This window comes from Dickeya sp. ws52 (assembly GCF_007210685.1).
Taxonomy (GTDB): Bacteria; Pseudomonadota; Gammaproteobacteria; order Enterobacterales; family Enterobacteriaceae; genus Dickeya; species Dickeya chrysanthemi.
In genome coordinates this window covers 150,004-168,143 of record NZ_SZVX01000010.1, presented here as the reverse complement: position 1 = coordinate 168,143, position 18,140 = coordinate 150,004, and the positions used below count along the sequence as shown (strand labels likewise).

At 55.9% G+C, this 18,140-nt stretch carries 13 protein-coding genes and 2 CRISPR repeat arrays (1 of these 15 running past the window's edge); of the genes, 5 read left to right on the top strand and 8 right to left on the bottom strand.

Going from position 1 to position 18,140, the window contains the following annotated elements; all coding sequences use genetic code 11:
• Window positions 1-114: a CRISPR direct-repeat array (repeat unit 28 nt) (it extends 1,535 nt beyond the left edge of the window).
• A 404-nt stretch (window positions 115-518) separates the two neighbouring features.
• The 3 genes from FDP13_RS11825 to FDP13_RS11815 form a co-directional block, all read right to left on the bottom strand.
• Window positions 519-1,712, bottom strand: coding sequence for an amino acid aminotransferase (locus FDP13_RS11825; protein WP_143839507.1), 1,194 nt, complete (start codon window positions 1,710-1,712; stop codon window positions 519-521).
• Window positions 1,713-1,752: 40 nt separating this feature from the next.
• Window positions 1,753-2,367 carry a YitT family protein gene (locus FDP13_RS11820; protein ID WP_033577864.1) on the bottom strand — a complete coding sequence of 205 codons (615 nt, stop codon included), beginning with the start codon at window positions 2,365-2,367 and terminating at the stop codon, window positions 1,753-1,755.
• 250 nt (window positions 2,368-2,617) lie between these two features.
• On the bottom strand, window positions 2,618-3,094 hold the full coding sequence (locus FDP13_RS11815; protein ID WP_012768465.1) for an Lrp/AsnC family transcriptional regulator: 477 nt from the start codon (window positions 3,092-3,094) through the stop codon (window positions 2,618-2,620).
• 373 nt (window positions 3,095-3,467) lie between these two features.
• Between FDP13_RS11815 and FDP13_RS11810 the strand changes: the two genes are divergently transcribed.
• From FDP13_RS11810 to FDP13_RS11795, 3 genes are all read left to right on the top strand, one after another.
• The gene (locus FDP13_RS11810; protein WP_012768466.1) at window positions 3,468-4,841 is read left to right on the top strand and encodes an amino acid permease; all 1,374 of its coding nucleotides are present in this window, start codon (window positions 3,468-3,470) and stop codon (window positions 4,839-4,841) included.
• Between the two features lie 327 nt (window positions 4,842-5,168).
• Window positions 5,169-7,478: direct repeats of the CRISPR family, unit length 28 nt; unit sequence TTTCTAAGCTGCCTATACGGCAGTGCAC.
• A gap of 201 nt (window positions 7,479-7,679) precedes the next feature.
• Complete coding sequence (locus tag FDP13_RS11800) at window positions 7,680-8,447, top strand: transporter substrate-binding domain-containing protein (RefSeq protein ID WP_143839506.1); 768 nt, start codon at window positions 7,680-7,682, stop codon at window positions 8,445-8,447.
• Between the two features lie 243 nt (window positions 8,448-8,690).
• Window positions 8,691-8,939: a YdgH/BhsA/McbA-like domain containing protein gene (locus FDP13_RS11795; protein ID WP_143839505.1), complete on the top strand. Its 249-nt coding sequence runs from the start codon at window positions 8,691-8,693 to the stop codon at window positions 8,937-8,939.
• Window positions 8,940-9,085: 146 nt separating this feature from the next.
• On the opposite strand, the gene alr is transcribed toward FDP13_RS11795, so the two are convergent.
• Both alr and dnaB read right to left on the bottom strand, forming a co-directional pair.
• Window positions 9,086-10,162 (bottom strand): alanine racemase, encoded by a 1,077-nt coding sequence (alr, locus tag FDP13_RS11790; RefSeq protein WP_143839504.1) that lies wholly within the window; start codon window positions 10,160-10,162, stop codon window positions 9,086-9,088.
• Window positions 10,163-10,252: 90 nt separating this feature from the next.
• Window positions 10,253-11,656 (bottom strand): replicative DNA helicase, encoded by a 1,404-nt coding sequence (gene dnaB, locus FDP13_RS11785; protein WP_012768470.1) that lies wholly within the window; start codon window positions 11,654-11,656, stop codon window positions 10,253-10,255.
• A 122-nt stretch (window positions 11,657-11,778) separates the two neighbouring features.
• Between dnaB and FDP13_RS11780 the strand changes: the two genes are divergently transcribed.
• Together FDP13_RS11780 and FDP13_RS11775 are read left to right on the top strand one after the other, a co-directional pair.
• Window positions 11,779-12,774 (top strand): quinone oxidoreductase, encoded by a 996-nt coding sequence (locus FDP13_RS11780; RefSeq protein ID WP_012768471.1) that lies wholly within the window; start codon window positions 11,779-11,781, stop codon window positions 12,772-12,774.
• Window positions 12,775-13,131: 357 nt separating this feature from the next.
• Window positions 13,132-14,511, top strand: a complete 1,380-nt coding sequence (locus FDP13_RS11775; protein WP_143839503.1) for a cytochrome P450 — start codon at window positions 13,132-13,134, stop codon at window positions 14,509-14,511.
• 776 nt (window positions 14,512-15,287) lie between these two features.
• Here FDP13_RS11775 and pspG read toward each other — a convergent pair.
• The 3 genes from pspG to FDP13_RS11755 all read right to left on the bottom strand — a co-directional run bounded on the left by pspG (window position 15,288) and on the right by FDP13_RS11755 (window position 17,935).
• The gene (gene pspG / locus FDP13_RS11765) at window positions 15,288-15,563 is read right to left on the bottom strand and encodes an envelope stress response protein PspG (protein ID WP_012768473.1); all 276 of its coding nucleotides are present in this window, start codon (window positions 15,561-15,563) and stop codon (window positions 15,288-15,290) included.
• Window positions 15,564-15,753: 190 nt separating this feature from the next.
• Window positions 15,754-16,788, bottom strand: a complete 1,035-nt coding sequence (gene dusA, locus FDP13_RS11760) for a tRNA dihydrouridine(20/20a) synthase DusA (RefSeq protein WP_143839502.1) — start codon at window positions 16,786-16,788, stop codon at window positions 15,754-15,756.
• A 262-nt stretch (window positions 16,789-17,050) separates the two neighbouring features.
• Window positions 17,051-17,935, bottom strand: a complete 885-nt coding sequence (locus FDP13_RS11755) for a LysR family transcriptional regulator (protein WP_033576462.1) — start codon at window positions 17,933-17,935, stop codon at window positions 17,051-17,053.
• Window positions 17,936-18,140: the final 205 nt, after the last annotated feature.

Sequence of the window (18,140 nt, the reverse complement as noted above, 5' to 3'; positions counted from 1 at the left end):
TGTGGGTGTTCGTGGCCGGTATCCGCGTTCACTGCCGGATAGGCAGCTTAGAAAACCATCGCAATCTTCTGCCAGTCGGACGGCGTGTTCACTGCCGTACAGGCAGCGGTTGGCGGGTTTACTGGCGTTAAAACTACGCTGAGGTGGGCGACTTCGCCGGATGAGCGGCATGGATGCCGCGAAAGCCTGTGCCGTGCATGGAGCACGTCACAGGCGGTCCGAACAGCGAAGGCGAACGCCGAAGGCACCGCGTCAGCGGCGTAGTTTAGCCACCCAGCCAGTGGTCAAGGAGAGGTGGCGCTTGCACCTCTCCTTGTCGTGCGTGCGATGAAATAGTAGAGAGGCGCGATTGTCTATCCCGCACGAAACCACCCACCGCCCCAGCATAAATCAGGCCGCAATCCCCCGGCTGTTACCAGCCCCCATCCCCGGCGGGCATGGCCGTTTCCTGCAAGGAAAAAAATCCCCCGGCCGTTGCTGGCTGGGGGTAAGGGCGTAAAAAAAGTGAAAGGAATAACTTACTGTACGGCGGCGAAAGCGGCGGCGACGCGCTGTACGTTGTGGTGGTTTAACCCGGCGATGCAGACACGGCCGCTGGCGATAAGATACACGCCGAACTCTTCCCGCAGGCGGTCTACCTGCGCGGCGCTAAAACCGGTGTAGCTGAACATGCCGCGTTGGGTCAGCAGGTAGTCGAAGTTGCGGCCCGGCAAGGCTTTTTTCAGCTCGTCCACCAGCGTCTGGCGCATTTCATGAATACGCAGGCGCATCGCTTCCACTTCTGCGTGCCAGTTGGCGTTGAGCGTGCCGTCGTTCAGCACGCGTGAGACCACCTGCGCGCCGAAGTTCGGCGGGCTGGAGTAGTTGCGGCGTACGGTGGCTTTCAACTGGCCGAGCACCCGGTTGGCGGCATCCTGATCTTCACACACGACGGACAACCCGCCGACGCGCTCGCCATACAGCGAGAAAATTTTGGAAAACGAGTTGCTGACCAGTGCAGGCAGGCCGGCACCGGCGATGGCGCGAATGGCGTAGGCATCGTCATCCATGCCGCCGCCAAAGCCCTGATAGGCGATATCCAGGAACGGCACCAGCTCGCCTTTGATCAGCACTTCGATAACCCTGTCCCACTCGGCGTGAGTCAGGTCTGAGCCGGTCGGGTTGTGGCAGCACGGGTGCAGCAGCACGATGCTGCGCGGCGGCAGCTGTTTCAGCGCGCTTATCATCGCGTCCACGTTCACGCCCAGCGTGTCGGCGTCAAAATAGGGGTAGGTATGCACCTGAAAACCGGCGCCGGAGAAAATGGCGATGTGGTTTTCCCAGGTCGGGTCGCTGACCCAGACTTCGGAATCCGGAAAATAGCGTTTGAGGAAATCCGCACCCACTTTCAGCGCACCGGAACCGCCCAGCGTCTGGATGGTGGCGACGCGTTGTGCGGTAAGCGCCGGGTGGTGCTCGCCGAACAGCAGCGTCTGCACCGCGCTGCGGTAAGGCGCCAGACCTTCCATCGGCAGGTAGACCGAGGCGTGTTGCGGCTCGGCCTGCAACTGGGTTTCTGCGGCACTGACCGCCTGCAACTGAGGAATGACGCCCTGCCCGTCGTAATACAACCCGATGCTGAGGTTCACTTTATCAGTACGCGGGTCCTGCTTGAATTTCTCCATCAGGGACAGGATAGGGTCGCCAGCATAGGCGTCGACATTCTGGAACACGTTGGTCACTCTCCTCAGGTATAAAAAGTCAGGCTGTTCGCTAGGCGGTATAACGGCCAGGGCGATGATTCATAGCGATAATCAGATTCAGCGCCGCCGCACCCAGTACCGAGGCGATCAGCATCGGTATGCTTACCACGAACAGGGAAGTCAGCACAATGCTCACGTCTACCGCCATCTGGAATTTTCCGGCGCGGATTCCACTTTTGTCTTGTAAATAGAGCGCCAGAATGTTCACTCCGCCCAGGCTGGCGCGGTGGCGGAACAGTACGATGAACCCCAGCCCCATGACAAGGTTGCCGAACAGCGTGGCGTAAATCGGTTGCAGGTGATCAAAGTGGATAAAAAGCGGGTGCAGGTCGGAAAACAGCGAAACCAGCGCCACCGCGCAGAACGTTTTGAGGGTGAACTGCCAGCCCATACGCCGAATGGCGAGGTAATAAAACGGCAGGTTCAGCAGAAAGAACGCGGTGCCGAATGAGAGGCGGGTCGCGTAGTGCAGCAGGAAAGCCATCCCGGCGGTGCCGCCGGTCAGCGCGCCGGCCTGACGCAGCAGAATAACCCCAAACGACACCATCAGGGTGCCGATAAGCAGCGCCAGAACGTCTTCCAGCAGTGTGTGTGAAACGGGTGGTGGTGTAATGACGTTATCCATGGAAACGTGCCTGATAAAAGAAGGAAACCCTGTCTTTTCAAGCAAAAAGCACACCAGTTGCCGAACCCGGTCGGGCGTGCCGTTGTTTTTTTAGGCGAAAAAAGCCTTAACGTATTGAAAGCGCTGAATGAAATTTATTGCACGCATTGTGCGTGTTATGTGTGGTTTTCGTAATTGTCGTGCGTGATTTTAGTTATTCATGCAGGAATTGTGTTTTCCTGCACCGAAATGAAGCAATGTATGCACCGAGTTAGAGCGGAGAGACGGGCGGCGCCATTAATCCGTTCTCTTTCAGCCGGTTGAGCACTACCGACGTTTTCAGATGCGCCACGCTTTTGTTACGTGCCAGAATCTCGCTGATCAGCGCGCTCAGGCCGGGCAGGTCCGCCACTGCGACCTTGAGCATGTAATCCGCGTCGCCGGTGGTTTTGTAGGCATCGATAATCGCGTCGACTTCGCCCAGCATTTGGTGAAAGCTGTCTACGCATTCCTGGGTGTGATTGATCAGCCGTACTTCAATCAACCCCATCAACTCCAGCCCCACCGCATCCGGCGCCAGCCGGGCGTGATACCCGAGGATCAGTTGCGCCTGCTCAAGGGCAATGCGACGACGAGAGCACTGAGAGGCAGACAACCCAACCAGATCGCTGAGTTCCTGATTGGTCAGGCGTCCGTTTGCCTGCAGCAGTGTGAGGATCTTCAAATCAAAATCATCAATGTTGTACATAACCCTGCCTTGCCAGAAGTACCAAACCTACAGACTAGCAGCTTTTTTCACTGCCGGAAGTTAGTTGTTTGGCATCGTGGTGCCGCCAGTCTGTTTTCCCGTCGGCGGCGTTGCACCGCCTTGGTTCATTATTGTGTATCTCCGGCTGATTTTTTGTGGATTACATGCAGGTTTTTAATATTTATTGCGCTGGATGAATGCCACAGTCTGTTTGCTGCAAGAAATGTGAATTTAATGTTTTTTCCAAACCGATTCAGTTTGTTAAGTATTGTAAACAGACAAGACCGGCAGCGGTGGCGCTAGTTGGCCTGATAATTGCTCGGAATGTGGCGACATAACATATATTCACCCACTTTCTGGGGAGACAGGGCAAATGGGCACACAACAACACAGCCAGCTCAAACGCGGGCTGAAAAATCGCCATATCCAACTGATTGCGCTGGGCGGAGCGGTAGGGACCGGGTTGTTTCTTGGTATTGCACAGACGATTCGCATGGCGGGGCCGTCGGTGCTGTTGGGGTACGCCATCGCCGGCGTGATTGCGTTTTTTATTATGCGCCAACTGGGCGAAATGGTGGTGGAGGAGCCGGTGGCCGGTTCATTCAGCCATTTCGCCAATGAATACTGGGGCAATTTCGCCGGGTTTATGTCCGGCTGGAATTACTGGGTGCTGTATGTGCTGGTGAGCATGGCGGAACTGAGCGCGGTGGGCATCTACATTCAGTATTGGTGGCCGGAAGTGCCGGCCTGGGTCTCGGCGGCGGTGTTTTTTGTCGCCATTAATGCCATCAACCTGACTAATGTGAAGGTCTACGGCGAGCTGGAATTCTGGTTTTCCATCATCAAGGTGGCGGCGATTATCGGTATGATCGCGTTCGGCGGCTACCTGCTGCTGAGCGGCAACGGCGGGCCGGACGCCAACGTCGCCAACCTGTGGCAGCACGGCGGTTTCTTCCCGAACGGCGTCAGCGGCATGGTGATGGCGATGGCGGTGATCATGTTCTCCTTCGGCGGGCTGGAACTGGTGGGGATCACCGCGGCCGAGGCGGACGACCCGCACAGGAGCATTCCTCGCGCCACTAATCAGGTGATTTATCGCATCCTGCTGTTTTATGTCGGTGCGCTGGCGGTGCTGCTGTCGCTGTATCCGTGGCAGAAAGTGGTGGAGGGCGGCAGCCCGTTTGTGCTGATTTTCCACGCACTGGATAGCAATCTGGTGGCGAACGTGCTGAATCTGGTGGTGCTCTCCGCTGCGTTGTCGGTCTATAACAGTTGTGTGTATTGCAACAGCCGGATGCTGTTCGGGCTGGCGCGGCAGGGCAATGCGCCGCGCGCGCTGCTCATGGTCAACCGCCGCGGCATTCCGCTGGTGTCGCTCGGCGTTTCTGCGCTGGCGACGGCGCTGTGCGTGCTGCTCAACTACCTGATGCCGGGCAAAGCGTTTGAACTGTTGATGGCGTTGGTGGTGTCTGCACTGGTGATCAACTGGGCGATGATCAGCATTACGCATTTGAAATTCCGCCAGGCTAAACAGCGGGCACATCAGGAAACCCGTTTTAAAAGCCTGGGTTACCCGTTCACCAACATCCTGTGCCTGCTGTTTCTGGCCGGGATTCTGGTGATCATGGCGATGACGCCGGGCATTCAGATCTCCGTGTGGCTGATTCCGTTCTGGCTGCTGGCGTTGGGTGCGGGTTATGCCATCAAAAAGCGCAAAGGGGCGCAGTCGGTACTGGCGGCGGAATAGCGTTTTTGGGCTGTTGGTAAACAGCCGGGGTGCCTCGTTATTGGCTAGCGAATGTATGCGGGGGCGGTGGTTCATTTCGTGCGGGATAAACGGTGTTGCTTCTTTGCTACATCATCGCACGCACGACAAGGAGAGGTGCAAACGCCACCTCTCCTTGACCACTGGCTTGATGGCTAAACTACGCCGCTGACGCGGTGCCTTCGGCGTTCGCCTTCGCTGTTCGGACCGCCTGTGACGTGCTCCATGCACGGCACAGGCTTTCGCGGCGTCCTGCCGCTCATCCGGCGAAGTCGCCCACCTCAGCGTAGTTTTAACGCCAGTAACCCCGTCAACCGCTGCCTGTGCGGCAGTGCACACACCGTTTAGCAATCTGTCCATCTACTACCATTTCTAAGCTGCCTATACGGCAGTGCACTGGTTGACAGTGAAGCCACCCAGCCATACGCCGTTTCTAAGCTGCCTATACGGCAGTGCACTGGTTGTGTGAGTGCTACCCATTCGGGCGTGATTTCTAAGCTGCCTATACGGCAGTGCACAAACCCGAGAGCCTTTTACCGTAGCGTCGCTATTTCTAAGCTGCCTATACGGCAGTGCACCGTGAAAAAGTCGTCCACAAATTCCCCGAGCTTTTCTAAGCTGCCTATACGGCAGTGCACCCGACGTTAAACGTTGAATCAGATGCATTGACTTTCTAAGCTGCCTATACGGCAGTGCACATTAAGGCTTTCCCTCGGAATACTCCGGCTCATTTCTAAGCTGCCTATACGGCAGTGCACTTCCCGGTGCGTTTATCCAGCAGTTGAGTAATTTTCTAAGCTGCCTATACGGCAGTGCACGTGAAACGTTCGAACGCCAACGCCTCACCTTTTTTCTAAGCTGCCTATACGGCAGTGCACACGTGGAGCTAACAAGAAAGGGTTACCTTGTTTTTCTAAGCTGCCTATACGGCAGTGCACATTTGCAGACCCGGTTGTCACCAGTGACGTCATTTCTAAGCTGCCTATACGGCAGTGCACTCGTGCTCGGGTTTCATTGTCGCAACCTCAACTTTCTAAGCTGCCTATACGGCAGTGCACAGAGTGCGCTGTGGTGTGAAAAAGGGCGGATATTTCTAAGCTGCCTATACGGCAGTGCACATGTCACAGCAGCGCCTAGCTGATGCTGTGAATTTCTAAGCTGCCTATACGGCAGTGCACATTACGCTCGCTACTTCTTCAAACAGCGTACTTTTCTAAGCTGCCTATACGGCAGTGCACCATGGTCAATCGGGATTGTGTGGGTGTTTTCCTTTCTAAGCTGCCTATACGGCAGTGCACTGCCATTTTAAATTGCGTCAAAATTTGGTTGTGTTTCTAAGCTGCCTATACGGCAGTGCACAACGCGGTCCAGCGTCTGCTGAATCACTTTATTTTCTAAGCTGCCTATACGGCAGTGCACAAGGATTGCCAGAAATATACAAGGCCAGTGACTTTCTAAGCTGCCTATACGGCAGTGCACCGGTATCACCGGGCTGCGGGGTTTGCGATTCATTTCTAAGCTGCCTATACGGCAGTGCACACCAGGTAGCGTATGCTGGGTTGATCTTCTCCTTTCTAAGCTGCCTATACGGCAGTGCACTTTTATCGTTGAGACGTCCCTTTTCGTCAACTTTTCTAAGCTGCCTATACGGCAGTGCACCGGCATTTCAGGCTGGATCGATACGCATTTTTTTTCTAAGCTGCCTATACGGCAGTGCACTCATACATGGATGCAGAAAAAGCCGTGCTGGATTTCTAAGCTGCCTATACGGCAGTGCACATGGTGTTTGATGGGCTTCAGCCCGGTGAAGATTTCTAAGCTGCCTATACGGCAGTGCACTGCGCTATATTCACCTCTCCGATAGTTACGCTTTTCTAAGCTGCCTATACGGCAGTGCACACAGAGACGCTGGCGCATGGGAACGTGAGCACTTTCTAAGCTGCCTATACGGCAGTGCACGTCCGAATCCGTTAACAGGCCGCTCAGCCTCATTTCTAAGCTGCCTATACGGCAGTGCACGCTCTACGTCGAACGCTATTCCCGCGCCGCACTTTCTAAGCTGCCTATACGGCAGTGCACTATTTTACACAATCACATAGCACCGACCGATATTTCTAAGCTGCCTATACGGCAGTGCACTGTGGAGCCATAGACGAAAGCGCGCGCCGCCATTTCTAAGCTGCCTATACGGCAGTGCACTATTTCATTTGAAATTATTTCACGCGGGAGGGTTTCTAAGCTGCCTATACGGCAGTGCACAGTAACTGTATATGCCAGTAATCCCATCTTCCTTTCTAAGCTGCCTATACGGCAGTGCACTCCTGAAAACATCGATTCTGCCCCGTATTGATTTTCTAAGCTGCCTATACGGCAGTGCACCACGATTACGGTGTGGGCCTGGATGCCCTACATTTCTAAGCTGCCTATACGGCAGTGCACATTCGCCGCTCCTGTTTTAAAAAGCCATTTCATTTCTAAGCTGCCTATACGGCAGTGCACAACTGACCGCCGCTCGTATCGCTGCTGCGCTTTTTCTAAGCTGCCTATACGGCAGTGCACGTGCAATACTATCATCTGTAACTCTTCTGGGCTTTCTAAGCTGCCTATACGGCAGTGCACCGTAGCAATTTATCGCTTATGGCTTGATGTGAAAAGGAAAAATAGCGTTTTTCCCTGCGAAACCCTTTTGTTAAACCGTTCTTTATCGTCATTAAAAATCAATGAGTTATAACGGAGTGAAAAAAAAGGGTCAAAACCGGCATCGGCGGAAACAGCGTGCTACAGTGGCGCTTTTGCCAGACAGGCGTGCAAGGAACGTGTATGAAAAAACGATTTTCACTGATGTTGTTATTGGGGCTGGCCGGCAGTGCCGGCGCGGCGTCTCATCTTGACCAGGTGCAGGAACGTGGGGTGCTGAAGGTCTGTACCACCGGCGATTACAAGCCGTATACCTCGCTGCGTGCGGATGGCGATTACGAAGGGATCGACATCGCGATGGCCCGCTCGCTGGCGAAAAGCCTGGGCGTGAAGGTGGAGTGGGTGAAAACCAGTTGGAAAACCCTGATGCCGGATTTCCAGTCCGGTCAGTGCGATATCGCCATGGGCGGGATTTCCGTCACGCTGGAACGCCAGAAAAAAGCGGTTTTCTCCAACACGCTGGATGTTGACGGCAAGATCCCGTTGGTGCGTTGCGACGACAAAGATAAATACCAGACTGTCGAGCAGATTAACCAGCCGTCGGTGCGGGTAATTGAGCCTGCCGGCGGCACCAACGAAGCCTTTGTTCACGCTTATTTGCCGAAGGCCAGCCTGGCATTGCATGACAATGTGACCATCTTCCAGCAACTGGTGGACAAGCAGGCGGACGTGATGATTACCGATGCATCGGAAGCGTTGTACCAGCAGAAACGTTATCCGCAATTGTGTGCGGTGAACCCCGCCTCGCCGATGCAATATGGTGAGAAAGCCTACATGCTGCCGCGTGACGACATGAGCTGGAAGTTATATGTGGATCAATGGCTGCATTTGTCCAAATCGACCGGAGAGTATCGGAATATAATTTCTGAATGGTTGGGTAAGTCAGAATAAACGTTTGCCATTGTTGTGTAAGGCAACGTAAATAAATATAGTTAACGGTATATTTTGGTGCAATGAACCGTTATTGCGCACCATGAGATGTTTTTTACTTATCTTTTGGTGCTTTTTTTGTTCAGTTTTTTTGAGCGCCGTCGGCAAATTAACTCGATTTTAACAGCCTCATAACGGCGCTATTCTGCTTCACATCGAAGGCAAGCACGCCTTCCCAACCCGAATAATGTGAAGAGGCTTACCATGAAATCAATCAAAACCGTTGTTGCCGCTATTGCTCTGGCTACCGTTTCTTTCGGCGCGTTGGCCGCTACCGAAGTGCAATCCGCACAGAACCGTGGTCTGGGAACCGTATCCGTAACCGGCCATAGCCTGGACGATTTGCAACATCAGTTGGCTGCCAAAGCCGATGCCGCCGGCGCGAAATCTTTCCGTATCATCTCCGCCACCGGCGACGACCAGATGCGTGCTGTTGCCGCGCTGTATAACTAATCATTGAGCGCTCAGTGATGGGGTGTTGAGTCACTGATTGTTTAACCGCTGCGCCGAGCGCTTCAGCGGTGATGGAGAAAGCCCGAGCCCCGGATTATCCGGGGCTCGGGCTTTTTACGTCGCGGCAATAACCGATAACGCCGGGGTTAGCCGATGTACTCCAGTTGAGTACGGGCTGTCAGGCGGGTAATCAATTCATAGGCGCTGATGCCGTTGTGGGCGGCGATTTTCTCCACCGGCAGCGGCCCGCCCCACAAGATGACTTCATCGCCAACCTTGTCCTGGGCGTCCGGCCCCAGATCGACGGTGATCATGTCCATCGATACCCGTCCGGACAGCGGAACCTCGCGACCGTTGATCCACACCGGAGTGCCGCTTTTGGCATCGCGCGGGTAGCCGTCGCCGTAGCCGATGGCGATCACACCGAGGCGGGTGTCGCGCGGGCTGCTCCAGAGACTGCCGTACCCTACCGGCTCGCCGGCAGGGTGCTCGCGGACAGCGATCAGACGTGAGGTTAACGTCATCGCCGGTTTAAGCTGCCATTGGCTGGCGTCGCCCTCGGCCAGCGGCGAGACGCCGTACTGGATAATGCCGGGACGAATCTGATCACGGTGGGCTTGCGGCCACAGCAGAATCCCGCCGGAGGCGGCGATAGACTGGCGGCCCGGCTTGCCCTGTGCAAAGGCGTCGAAACAGTCGAGCTGGCGTTGGGTGGTGTCTGTTTGTGGTTCATCCGCACGGCAAAAGTGGCTCATGATATTCACCGGCTGCACCACGTTGGAGCAGTGGCTGAGCCGGGCATAAAACGCCTCGGCCTGTTGCGGCAGCACGCCGAGACGGTGCATACCGGTATCGAGCTTCATCCACACCGTCAGCGGATGCGGCAGGTGCGCCTGTTCCAGCGCGGCGAGCTGTTCTTCACAGTGTACGGCGGTTTCCAACTGATGTTCGGCCAGCAACGGCAACTCATCGGCTGCGAAGAAGCCTTCCAGCAGCAGGATCGGTTTGGTGATGCCGGCGGCGCGCAGCGCCAGCGCTTCGCTGAGGCGGGAGACGCCATAACCGTCGGCATCGGAAAAAGCGCGGGCGGCTTCTACCGCGCCGTGCCCGTAAGCGTTGGCTTTGACGATGGCGATCAGCCGGCTTTGCGGCGCCATCTGCCGGATACGTTGCAGATTATGGCGTAAAGCCTGACGATCAATGACGGCGGTTGCCGTTTTCATTCTGAGTCCTTAGTGCGTGTATTTATCATCGGCGGTGATGGATTTATCCGCGTGGTTTATGCATTAGCGTAGTTTATTCATCATCGTGGTTTATTCATCATCGTATTGTGGCCCGGCGTAATTGTCGAAACGCGACCACTGCCCGTTAAAGGTCAGGCGAACGGTGCCGATCGGCCCGTTACGCTGCTTCCCTAGAATGATTTCCGCGATGCCTTTCAGATCGCTGTTTTCGTGATAGACCTCATCACGGTAGATAAACATGATCAGGTCGGCGTCCTGCTCGATGGAGCCGGATTCACGCAGGTCCGAGTTGACCGGCCGTTTATCCGCGCGCTGTTCCAGGCTGCGGTTAAGCTGCGACAGCGCGATGACCGGTACTTGCAATTCTTTTGCCAACGCTTTGAGCGAGCGGGAAATTTCGGCGATTTCCAGCGTTCGGTTATCCGACAACGACGGCACCCGCATCAACTGTAGGTAGTCGATCATGATCAGGCTCAGGCCGTCGTGCTCGCGGAACACCCGGCGCGCACGCGAGCGCACTTCGGTCGGCGTCAGGCCGGATGAATCGTCGATGTACATGTTGCGTTTTTCCAGCAGCAATCCCATGGTGCTGGAGATCCGCGCCCAATCCTCGTCGTCGAGCTGGCCGGTACGAATGCGGGTCTGGTCCACGCGCGATAGCGACGCCAGCATACGCATCATGATCTGTTCGCCGGGCATCTCCAGACTGAAGATCAGCACCGGTTTTTCCTGCGTCATGGCGGCGTTTTCGCACAGGTTCATGGCGAAGGTGGTTTTCCCCATGGAAGGACGCGCCGCCACGATAATCAGGTCGGATTTCTGCAAGCCGGCGGTTTTCTTGTCCAGATCCTGATAACCGCTGGACACGCCGGTCACGCCGTCGTGCGGGCGCTGATAAAGCTGCTCGATGCGTGAAACGGTGTCTTCCAGAATGCGGTCGATGCTTTTGGGGCCTTCATCTTTGCTGGCGCGGTTTTCCGCTATCTGAAACACGCGCGATTCGGCCAGGTCCAGCAGCTCTTCGCTGCTGCGGCCCTGCGGGTCGTAGCCGGCGTCGGCGATTTCGTTGGCGACGGCGATCATTTCACGCACCACCGCACGTTCACGCACGATGTCGGCATAAGCGCCGATATTGGCGGCGCTGGGGGTGTTTTTGGCTAATTCCGCCAGATAGGCGAACCCCCCGGCGGATTCCAGCTCGCCTTTTTGCTCCAGCGACTCCGACAGGGTGATCAGGTCGATGGGTTTGCTCATTTCCAGCAAACGCTGCATCTCGTTAAAGATCATCCGGTGGGCGCGATTGAAAAAGTCATTGGCACTGACGCGCTCGGCAACGTTGTCCCAGCGCTCGTTGTCGAGCATCAATCCCCCTAGCACCGACTGCTCCGCTTCGATGGAATGGGGCGGGAGTTTGAGCCCTTCTACCTGACGGTCGCGGGATTCTGCTGGTTTGGTTGGTTTTTTTTCTGCCATGAAACGCGTTCTTTACCGGTTGATTTACCTTAAGGGGTGGGAGCATTGTATATCCTAAATACAGGAATGACATATCGTCCGATAACATCACCGGGCAGACAAAATAGAGCGAGGAGAGAATCATGGCTAAACGTATTCAGTTCAGCGACCACGGCGGTCCTGGTGTGCTGGAGTATGTGGATTATACGCCGCGCGAGCCGGGCCTTAACGACGTGCAGGTAGAAAACCGCGCCATCGGCATCAATTTCATCGATACCTATTTTCGTTCCGGGTTGTACTCGCCGCCATCGCTGCCTTCCGGCCTGGGCACCGAAGCGGCCGGGGTGGTGATAAAAGTCGGGGCGAGCGTCAAACACCTGAAGGTGGGCGATCGCGTCGTGTATGCCCAGTCGGCGTTGGGGGCGTACAGCGAGCGGCATAATGTGCCGGCGGACAAAGCGGTGCTGTTGCCGGATAACATCAGTTTTGAGCAGGCGGCCGCGTCGTTCCTGAAAGGGCTGACGGTGTATTACCTGCTGCGCCAGACCTATGAAGTCAAGCCGGGCGAAATGTTTTTATTTCATGCGGCGGCCGGCGGCGTCGGGCTTATCGCCTGCCAATGGGCGAAGGCGTTGGGAGCGAAACTGATAGGCACAGTCGGTTCCGACCAGAAAGCCGAGCTGGCGAAACAGGCGGGGGCCTGGGCTACCATTAACTACCGCAAGGAAGATATCGCCCTGCGGGTGATGGAATTGACGCGTGAAGAGAAAGTCTCGGTGGTGTATGACTCGGTGGGCAAGGATACCTGGGAAGCTTCGCTGAACTGCCTGAAGCGGCGCGGGTTAATGGTCAGCTTCGGCAATGCGTCCGGCCCGGTAACCGGGGTGAATCTCGGCATCCTCAACCAGAAAGGATCGCTGTACGTAACCCGGCCGTCGCTGTTCGGCTACATTACCAACCATGAGGAACTGGAACAAGCCAGCCGCGAGCTGTTCGGGCTGATTGCCGACGGCGCTATCAACGTGGATGTGCCGGAGAGCCAGAAATTTGCGCTGGAAGATGCGCAGTCTGCCCATCGGGCGTTGGAAAGCCGCAGTACGCAAGGGTCATGCCTACTGATTCCCGGCTCCGCTTTATGATGCAATAAGCGTTAAAACATCGGAACATGCGCCTTCCCCGGCATGACCAGGCTGGGAAAGGCGCCCCCGCTTAACCTCCCGGTTTCCCCGGCGGTGTCTCACTTGTTAACAAAAAAGCCGTAGCGGACTGTTTGTTTTTTTCACCTTCCATCGTTACCATCTGGCCGAGATTCAGGCTTTTCCTGCTGTTCTTGTCGATAACATCCAACATCATGCCCACATAAACCGGGCACCGGTTTTGCCGCCGTGTACTGCGGCGTCGTTATGTCGTTCCTTGTTGTTTTCTTTATCTCTGCGGGTCCCGATAGCGGCTTTTTCACTGGTTATGTATCACCTGAACAAGGAAGGATATCGCGTATGAAATCGATCAAACGACTGCCGACGCCCCCAACCAGGGGCCTCCTCGGGCATGTTGAGTATTTAAAGCGGCATGACGTCCACTTACAGTTGTTGCGATGGAAAGAACGTTATGGCCCTTTTTACCGTTTGAGGCTGGGGTGGAAACCAGCGATGGTGATCGCCGACGCGGAGTGGATTCGTACTATCATGAAGGCCCGCCCCGATGAATTTCGACGCAGAAGCAGTATTGAATCGGTGTTTCAGGAAGCCGGGTTGAACGGCGTCTTTTCTTCCGAGGGCGCCCGATGGGAGCACCAGCGAAAACTGACGGAGCCGATGTTCCAGCCGGCGCATCTGAAATATTTTTACCCGAGTCTCAGGACGATCACCGCGCGCTTATCCGAACGTTTCGCCAGGCTGGCGCAAACCGGGGAGGTGTTTTCGCTGGTGGATGAGTTTAAGCGCTATACGGTGGATGTAACGTCGTTGCTGGCCTTCGGCGAGGACATCAACATTCTCGAGCAGGGAGAAAACCCGCTGTCGCAAAGTTTACGCCGCATGTTTCCCGTCATTAATCAGCGCTGTGGTTCTCCCATTCCGCTCTGGCGCTATATCAGGAGAGAGCGGGACAAGCAGTTTGATGCCAGCCTGAGTCTGATTCGTGAACGCCTTTACGCTTTTATTGATCACCAGCGTGAACGCCTTGAGCGAAACCCGCAGCTTATCGATGCCCCTGAAAATATGCTGCAAATTATGATTAACGAGCAGAAAAAAGACGGGGCGCTGACGGATGAAGACATTCTGGCGAATGCGTTCACGTTGCTGCTGGCAGGGGAAGACACGACGGCGAATACGCTGGCCTGGATGAGTTTTCTGCTTTGCACTTCTCCTGCAGTGGAAGAACAGGTTGTCAGGGAGTGCCGTCAGGCGACGGAGGATGCGGAGGATATTTTACCGTGGCCGTTACCCCGTATGCCGGTGATCACCGCCGTGATGTATGAAGCCATGCGGCTTAAACCGGTGGCGCCGCTGCTTTATCTGGAGCCGGTTAAGGATACGGTGGTGGCTGATTTTCATATCCGCAAAGGCACCCCTCTGTTGCTGATGTTACATGCGAGCGGGTTTGAAGAGGCATTATTTCAGCAACCTCGCGATTTTATGCCTGAACGCTGGCTTGAGCGCGGGCAGGCGTCGTTTTCCGACCTTCAGCCGTTTGGCGGCGGCCCACGCATGTGCCCAGGGCGGTCGCTGGCGTTAATGGAAATCAAGCTGGGGTTTCATGCGCTATGCAGCCGGTTTCGCGTTGAGGCGCAACAGCCGGCGTCGGAGGTTATCGAGAGTTTTGCCTTCACCATGACCCCGGCCGGTTTTCGCGTCAGGCTGCATAAACGCCCGTAGACGGCGACGGGGGCGTTAACGGCAGAATAAGAAAGCCTGGCGTTACCGGGGAGGTGTTGTGGTAAACCAAGTTGAAATAATACCGAGGCTGTTGACAAACAGCCGGGTTGTCTTGTGAACGGTGAAGTCTGCCTATTCAGTGAATGGTTTCGTGCGGGATAAACGGTGTGGTTCCTCTGCTATTTCATCGCACGCACGACAAGGAGAGGTGCAAGCGCCACCTCTCCTTGACCACTGGCTGGGTGGCTAAACTGCGGCGCTACGCGCTACCTTCGGCGTTCGACTTCGCGGTTCGGGCCGCCCGTGACGTGATTACTCGCCCCATCCCTGGGGCTCGCCCTACGGGCCAGCGTAAGCGCTGTTCAAAAACGCTCCCGGCGTTTTTGTCCAACACGGCACGGGCTTTCGCGACGTCCTGTCGCTCACCCGGCGAAGTCGCTCACCTCAGCGCAGTTTTTGACGCCGGAAAGATGCTTCATCCTGTACTTAATGCGTTTGTCAGCAGTCTGAATAATACCGGCTCGTTAAGAGCCGGTATTATTCCGCCGGCGGTTTTGCCATCGGCCTGATTTCATCAACTGTATGTAGGGTACAGTGGGGAGTCGCCAGAAGCGTGCCGCTGGGCGGCTATTGTTTTCCTGACGATGATGAAAGGGGGTGTCCGGCTGCCTGAAACACAGCGAACCGGACGATGGGCGGCATGTTAGCAGTCTCAGTAAAGAAAAAATATTTACTGGCGCACAGTTTGGTGTTTAGAGCCTGTCCGCCGGTCGCCATCAGCGGCCGTTGCCTCTGCGATGACGCCAGTCGTATTTGGCGCGATACCGATAGTAACCGACGGTGCGGCTCGGCTGTCCCTGATATCGCCGCCACAACCACACCACCACGATGGCCAGCAACAGCCACGGCAGTACTTTTATCATCAGCGTAAACAGCCCCGCCACCAGCATAACGATGGCGGCGACAACCAGCGCGGCCATCACGCCTAACAACGACACGCCGGTGACCAGTAACATGATAAAAAAACCAATAACGAAGAAAATTTCCAACATGGTGTGCTCCTTAGCCGTTAAACCCCGCCGTGTGCCGAACATTCATCGTTTGACGTGCGACAAGGCGAGTGCAGGCAGAGTATTACAAGAAACATGCCAGAATCTGTCGCTGATAACGCATTGATTTATCAGCGACTATTTGAAAGGCTACTCGATGATGTTAGTCAAAAAGACCAATGGTTGGCTTTTTTTAGGCTACATGAACCTGCGCCAATGCGCGTTCCACCACCGCGGCATCGGCACCGGGTTTGTGGGCATTTTCACTCAGATAACGCCGCCACTGACGTGCGCCGGGTATGCCCTGAAACAGACCGAGCATATGACGCGTGATGTGGCCTAACGACGCGCCGCCGGAGAGTTCGCGTTCGATATACGGGTACATCGCCTGCACTACCGCTACCTGATCCGGCACCGCACGGTCGACGCCAAACAGTTCGCTGTCGACTTGCGCCAGCATACCGGGATTTTGGTAGGCTTCGCGGCCCACCATCACGCCATCCACGTGTTGCAGATGCTGCTGCGCGTCGGCCAACGTTTTGATGCCGCCGTTAATCGCCACCGTCAGCGACGGAAAATCGCGTTTAAGCTGGTAGACACGCGGATAATCCAGCGGCGGGATCTCGCGGTTTTCCTTTGGGCTCAGGCCGGAAAGCCAGGCTTTGCGGGCATGGACGATAAAGGTGTCGCAGCCACCCTGTTCGGAAACGGTGCGGATGAAATCGCACAAAAATTCGTAGCTGTCCTGATCGTCGATGCCGATACGGGTTTTCACCGTCACCGGAATGCCGACACGTTGGCGCATGGCGGCGACGCAGTCGGCCACCAGTTGCGCTTCCGCCATCAGGCAGGCACCGAAACGGCCGTTTTGCACCCGGTCTGACGGGCAACCGACGTTGAGGTTGATTTCGTCATAGCCGCGTTGTTCCGCCAGTAGCGCGCACTGCGCCAGTGCTGCCGGGTCGCTGCCGCCGAGTTGCAACGCCAGCGGATGCTCTTCGTCGCTGTAGGCCAGATAATCGCCCTTGCCGTGCAAAATCGCGCCGGTGGTCACCATCTCGGTGTACAACAACGCGTGTTGACTCAGCAACCGGTGAAAGTAGCGGCAGTGGCGGTCGGTCCAATCCAACATCGGGGCGATGGAGAATCTCTGACGGTGGGCAGGCTTGCCGGATACGGTCTCAGCGCCTGATTTCACGGGGTTTTCACTGATGGGTTTTTGAGTCATTTACGGGTGTTTCCAGACAGGTGTTGATTAAATCGTCCCCCTCGCTGCTCCGGGCGGCGGCACGCCTCTCGGTCGTTATGGCGGGTGACTGGATAAAAACGTCACGTCGGCAAAGGCGCAAAACGCTATGGCCGTACCGTCAGGGAATATACAGGCGAAGCGGTAGTATAGCGGGAATCCCATTTCTTTGGCAGACCGCGTGGTAACCGGAGAACATGCTCCGTGCCATCGCATCCTCTTACCAATGGGATGCGAGGCAGGCTCAGAGTTTCAACGCATCGATGACCATTCTCAGCGCCGGCGACACATTACGGTGGGGATAGTAGAGGTGTAATCCCGCCAGACGGTGACTGTAACGCTGTAGCACCCGGATGAGTGTCCCTTGCGCCAGATCATCGGCCACCAGTTCCTCGGGGACATACGCCAGCCCCAATCCCAACCGGGCGGCGGCGACTTCCATATAGCTGTCGGAGAGGACCCATTGCCCTTGCGGCTTGTGCTTCAACGGTTTTCCATCCTGCCAGAGTTCCCAGTGGTAAAGGCTGCCGTCGGCAAACTGATACGCAATGCAGGGGTGCACCACCAAATCCGCCGGTGTTTGCGGGAAGCCGTAATGGCGAAAGTGATCCGGCGTCGCTACCACGACCATCTCCATATCCGGTGCTATTCGCACCGCAATCATGCCTTCATCGACCTCGGCGCCTAAGCGGATCCCCGCGTCAAACCGTTCGTCAATGATGTTCACAAAACGGCTCTCGCTGATGAGCTCCAACTGAATATCCGGATAGCGCAACCTGAATGCCGCCAGTTTCGGCAGCAGTACCTTGTCGATGGCATGTTGGCTGGCATTAATGCGCACCGTGCCGGACGGGGTGTCGCGGAAATGGGCGAGGGTAGCCAGGCCCAGATCAAGCGAATCAAAGCCCGCCAGCGCGGTGCGATACAGCTGTTCTCCCGCCTGTGTTAGCGACAGTTTGCGGGTGGTACGGCTTAACAACTGCACGCCCAGACGCGCTTCCAGTTCACGTATGGCGCGGCTGACTCCCGATTGCGCCAGCCCAAGCCGGGTGGCGGCTCGGGTGAAACTGCCTTCTCGCGCCACCAGCATGAACAGGTAGAGATCGTTGTAGTTTTCTCGGTTCGCCATGGCAGTGCGCCTTTCTCTGGTGGGGGAACACGGGGCTCGCTTTCACCCCGTCGCGTGTCGAAATTCATAACATAAACGCATTAATGTTATCAAATTAACCCCTCTAATCATCACTGTATGTGCTAACTACAATGTTGCTCGTAGGCTAGAAAATCGCCAGACCACCCACCCAGACCACGAACCCATGATGTGTTTTTAAAGGAGT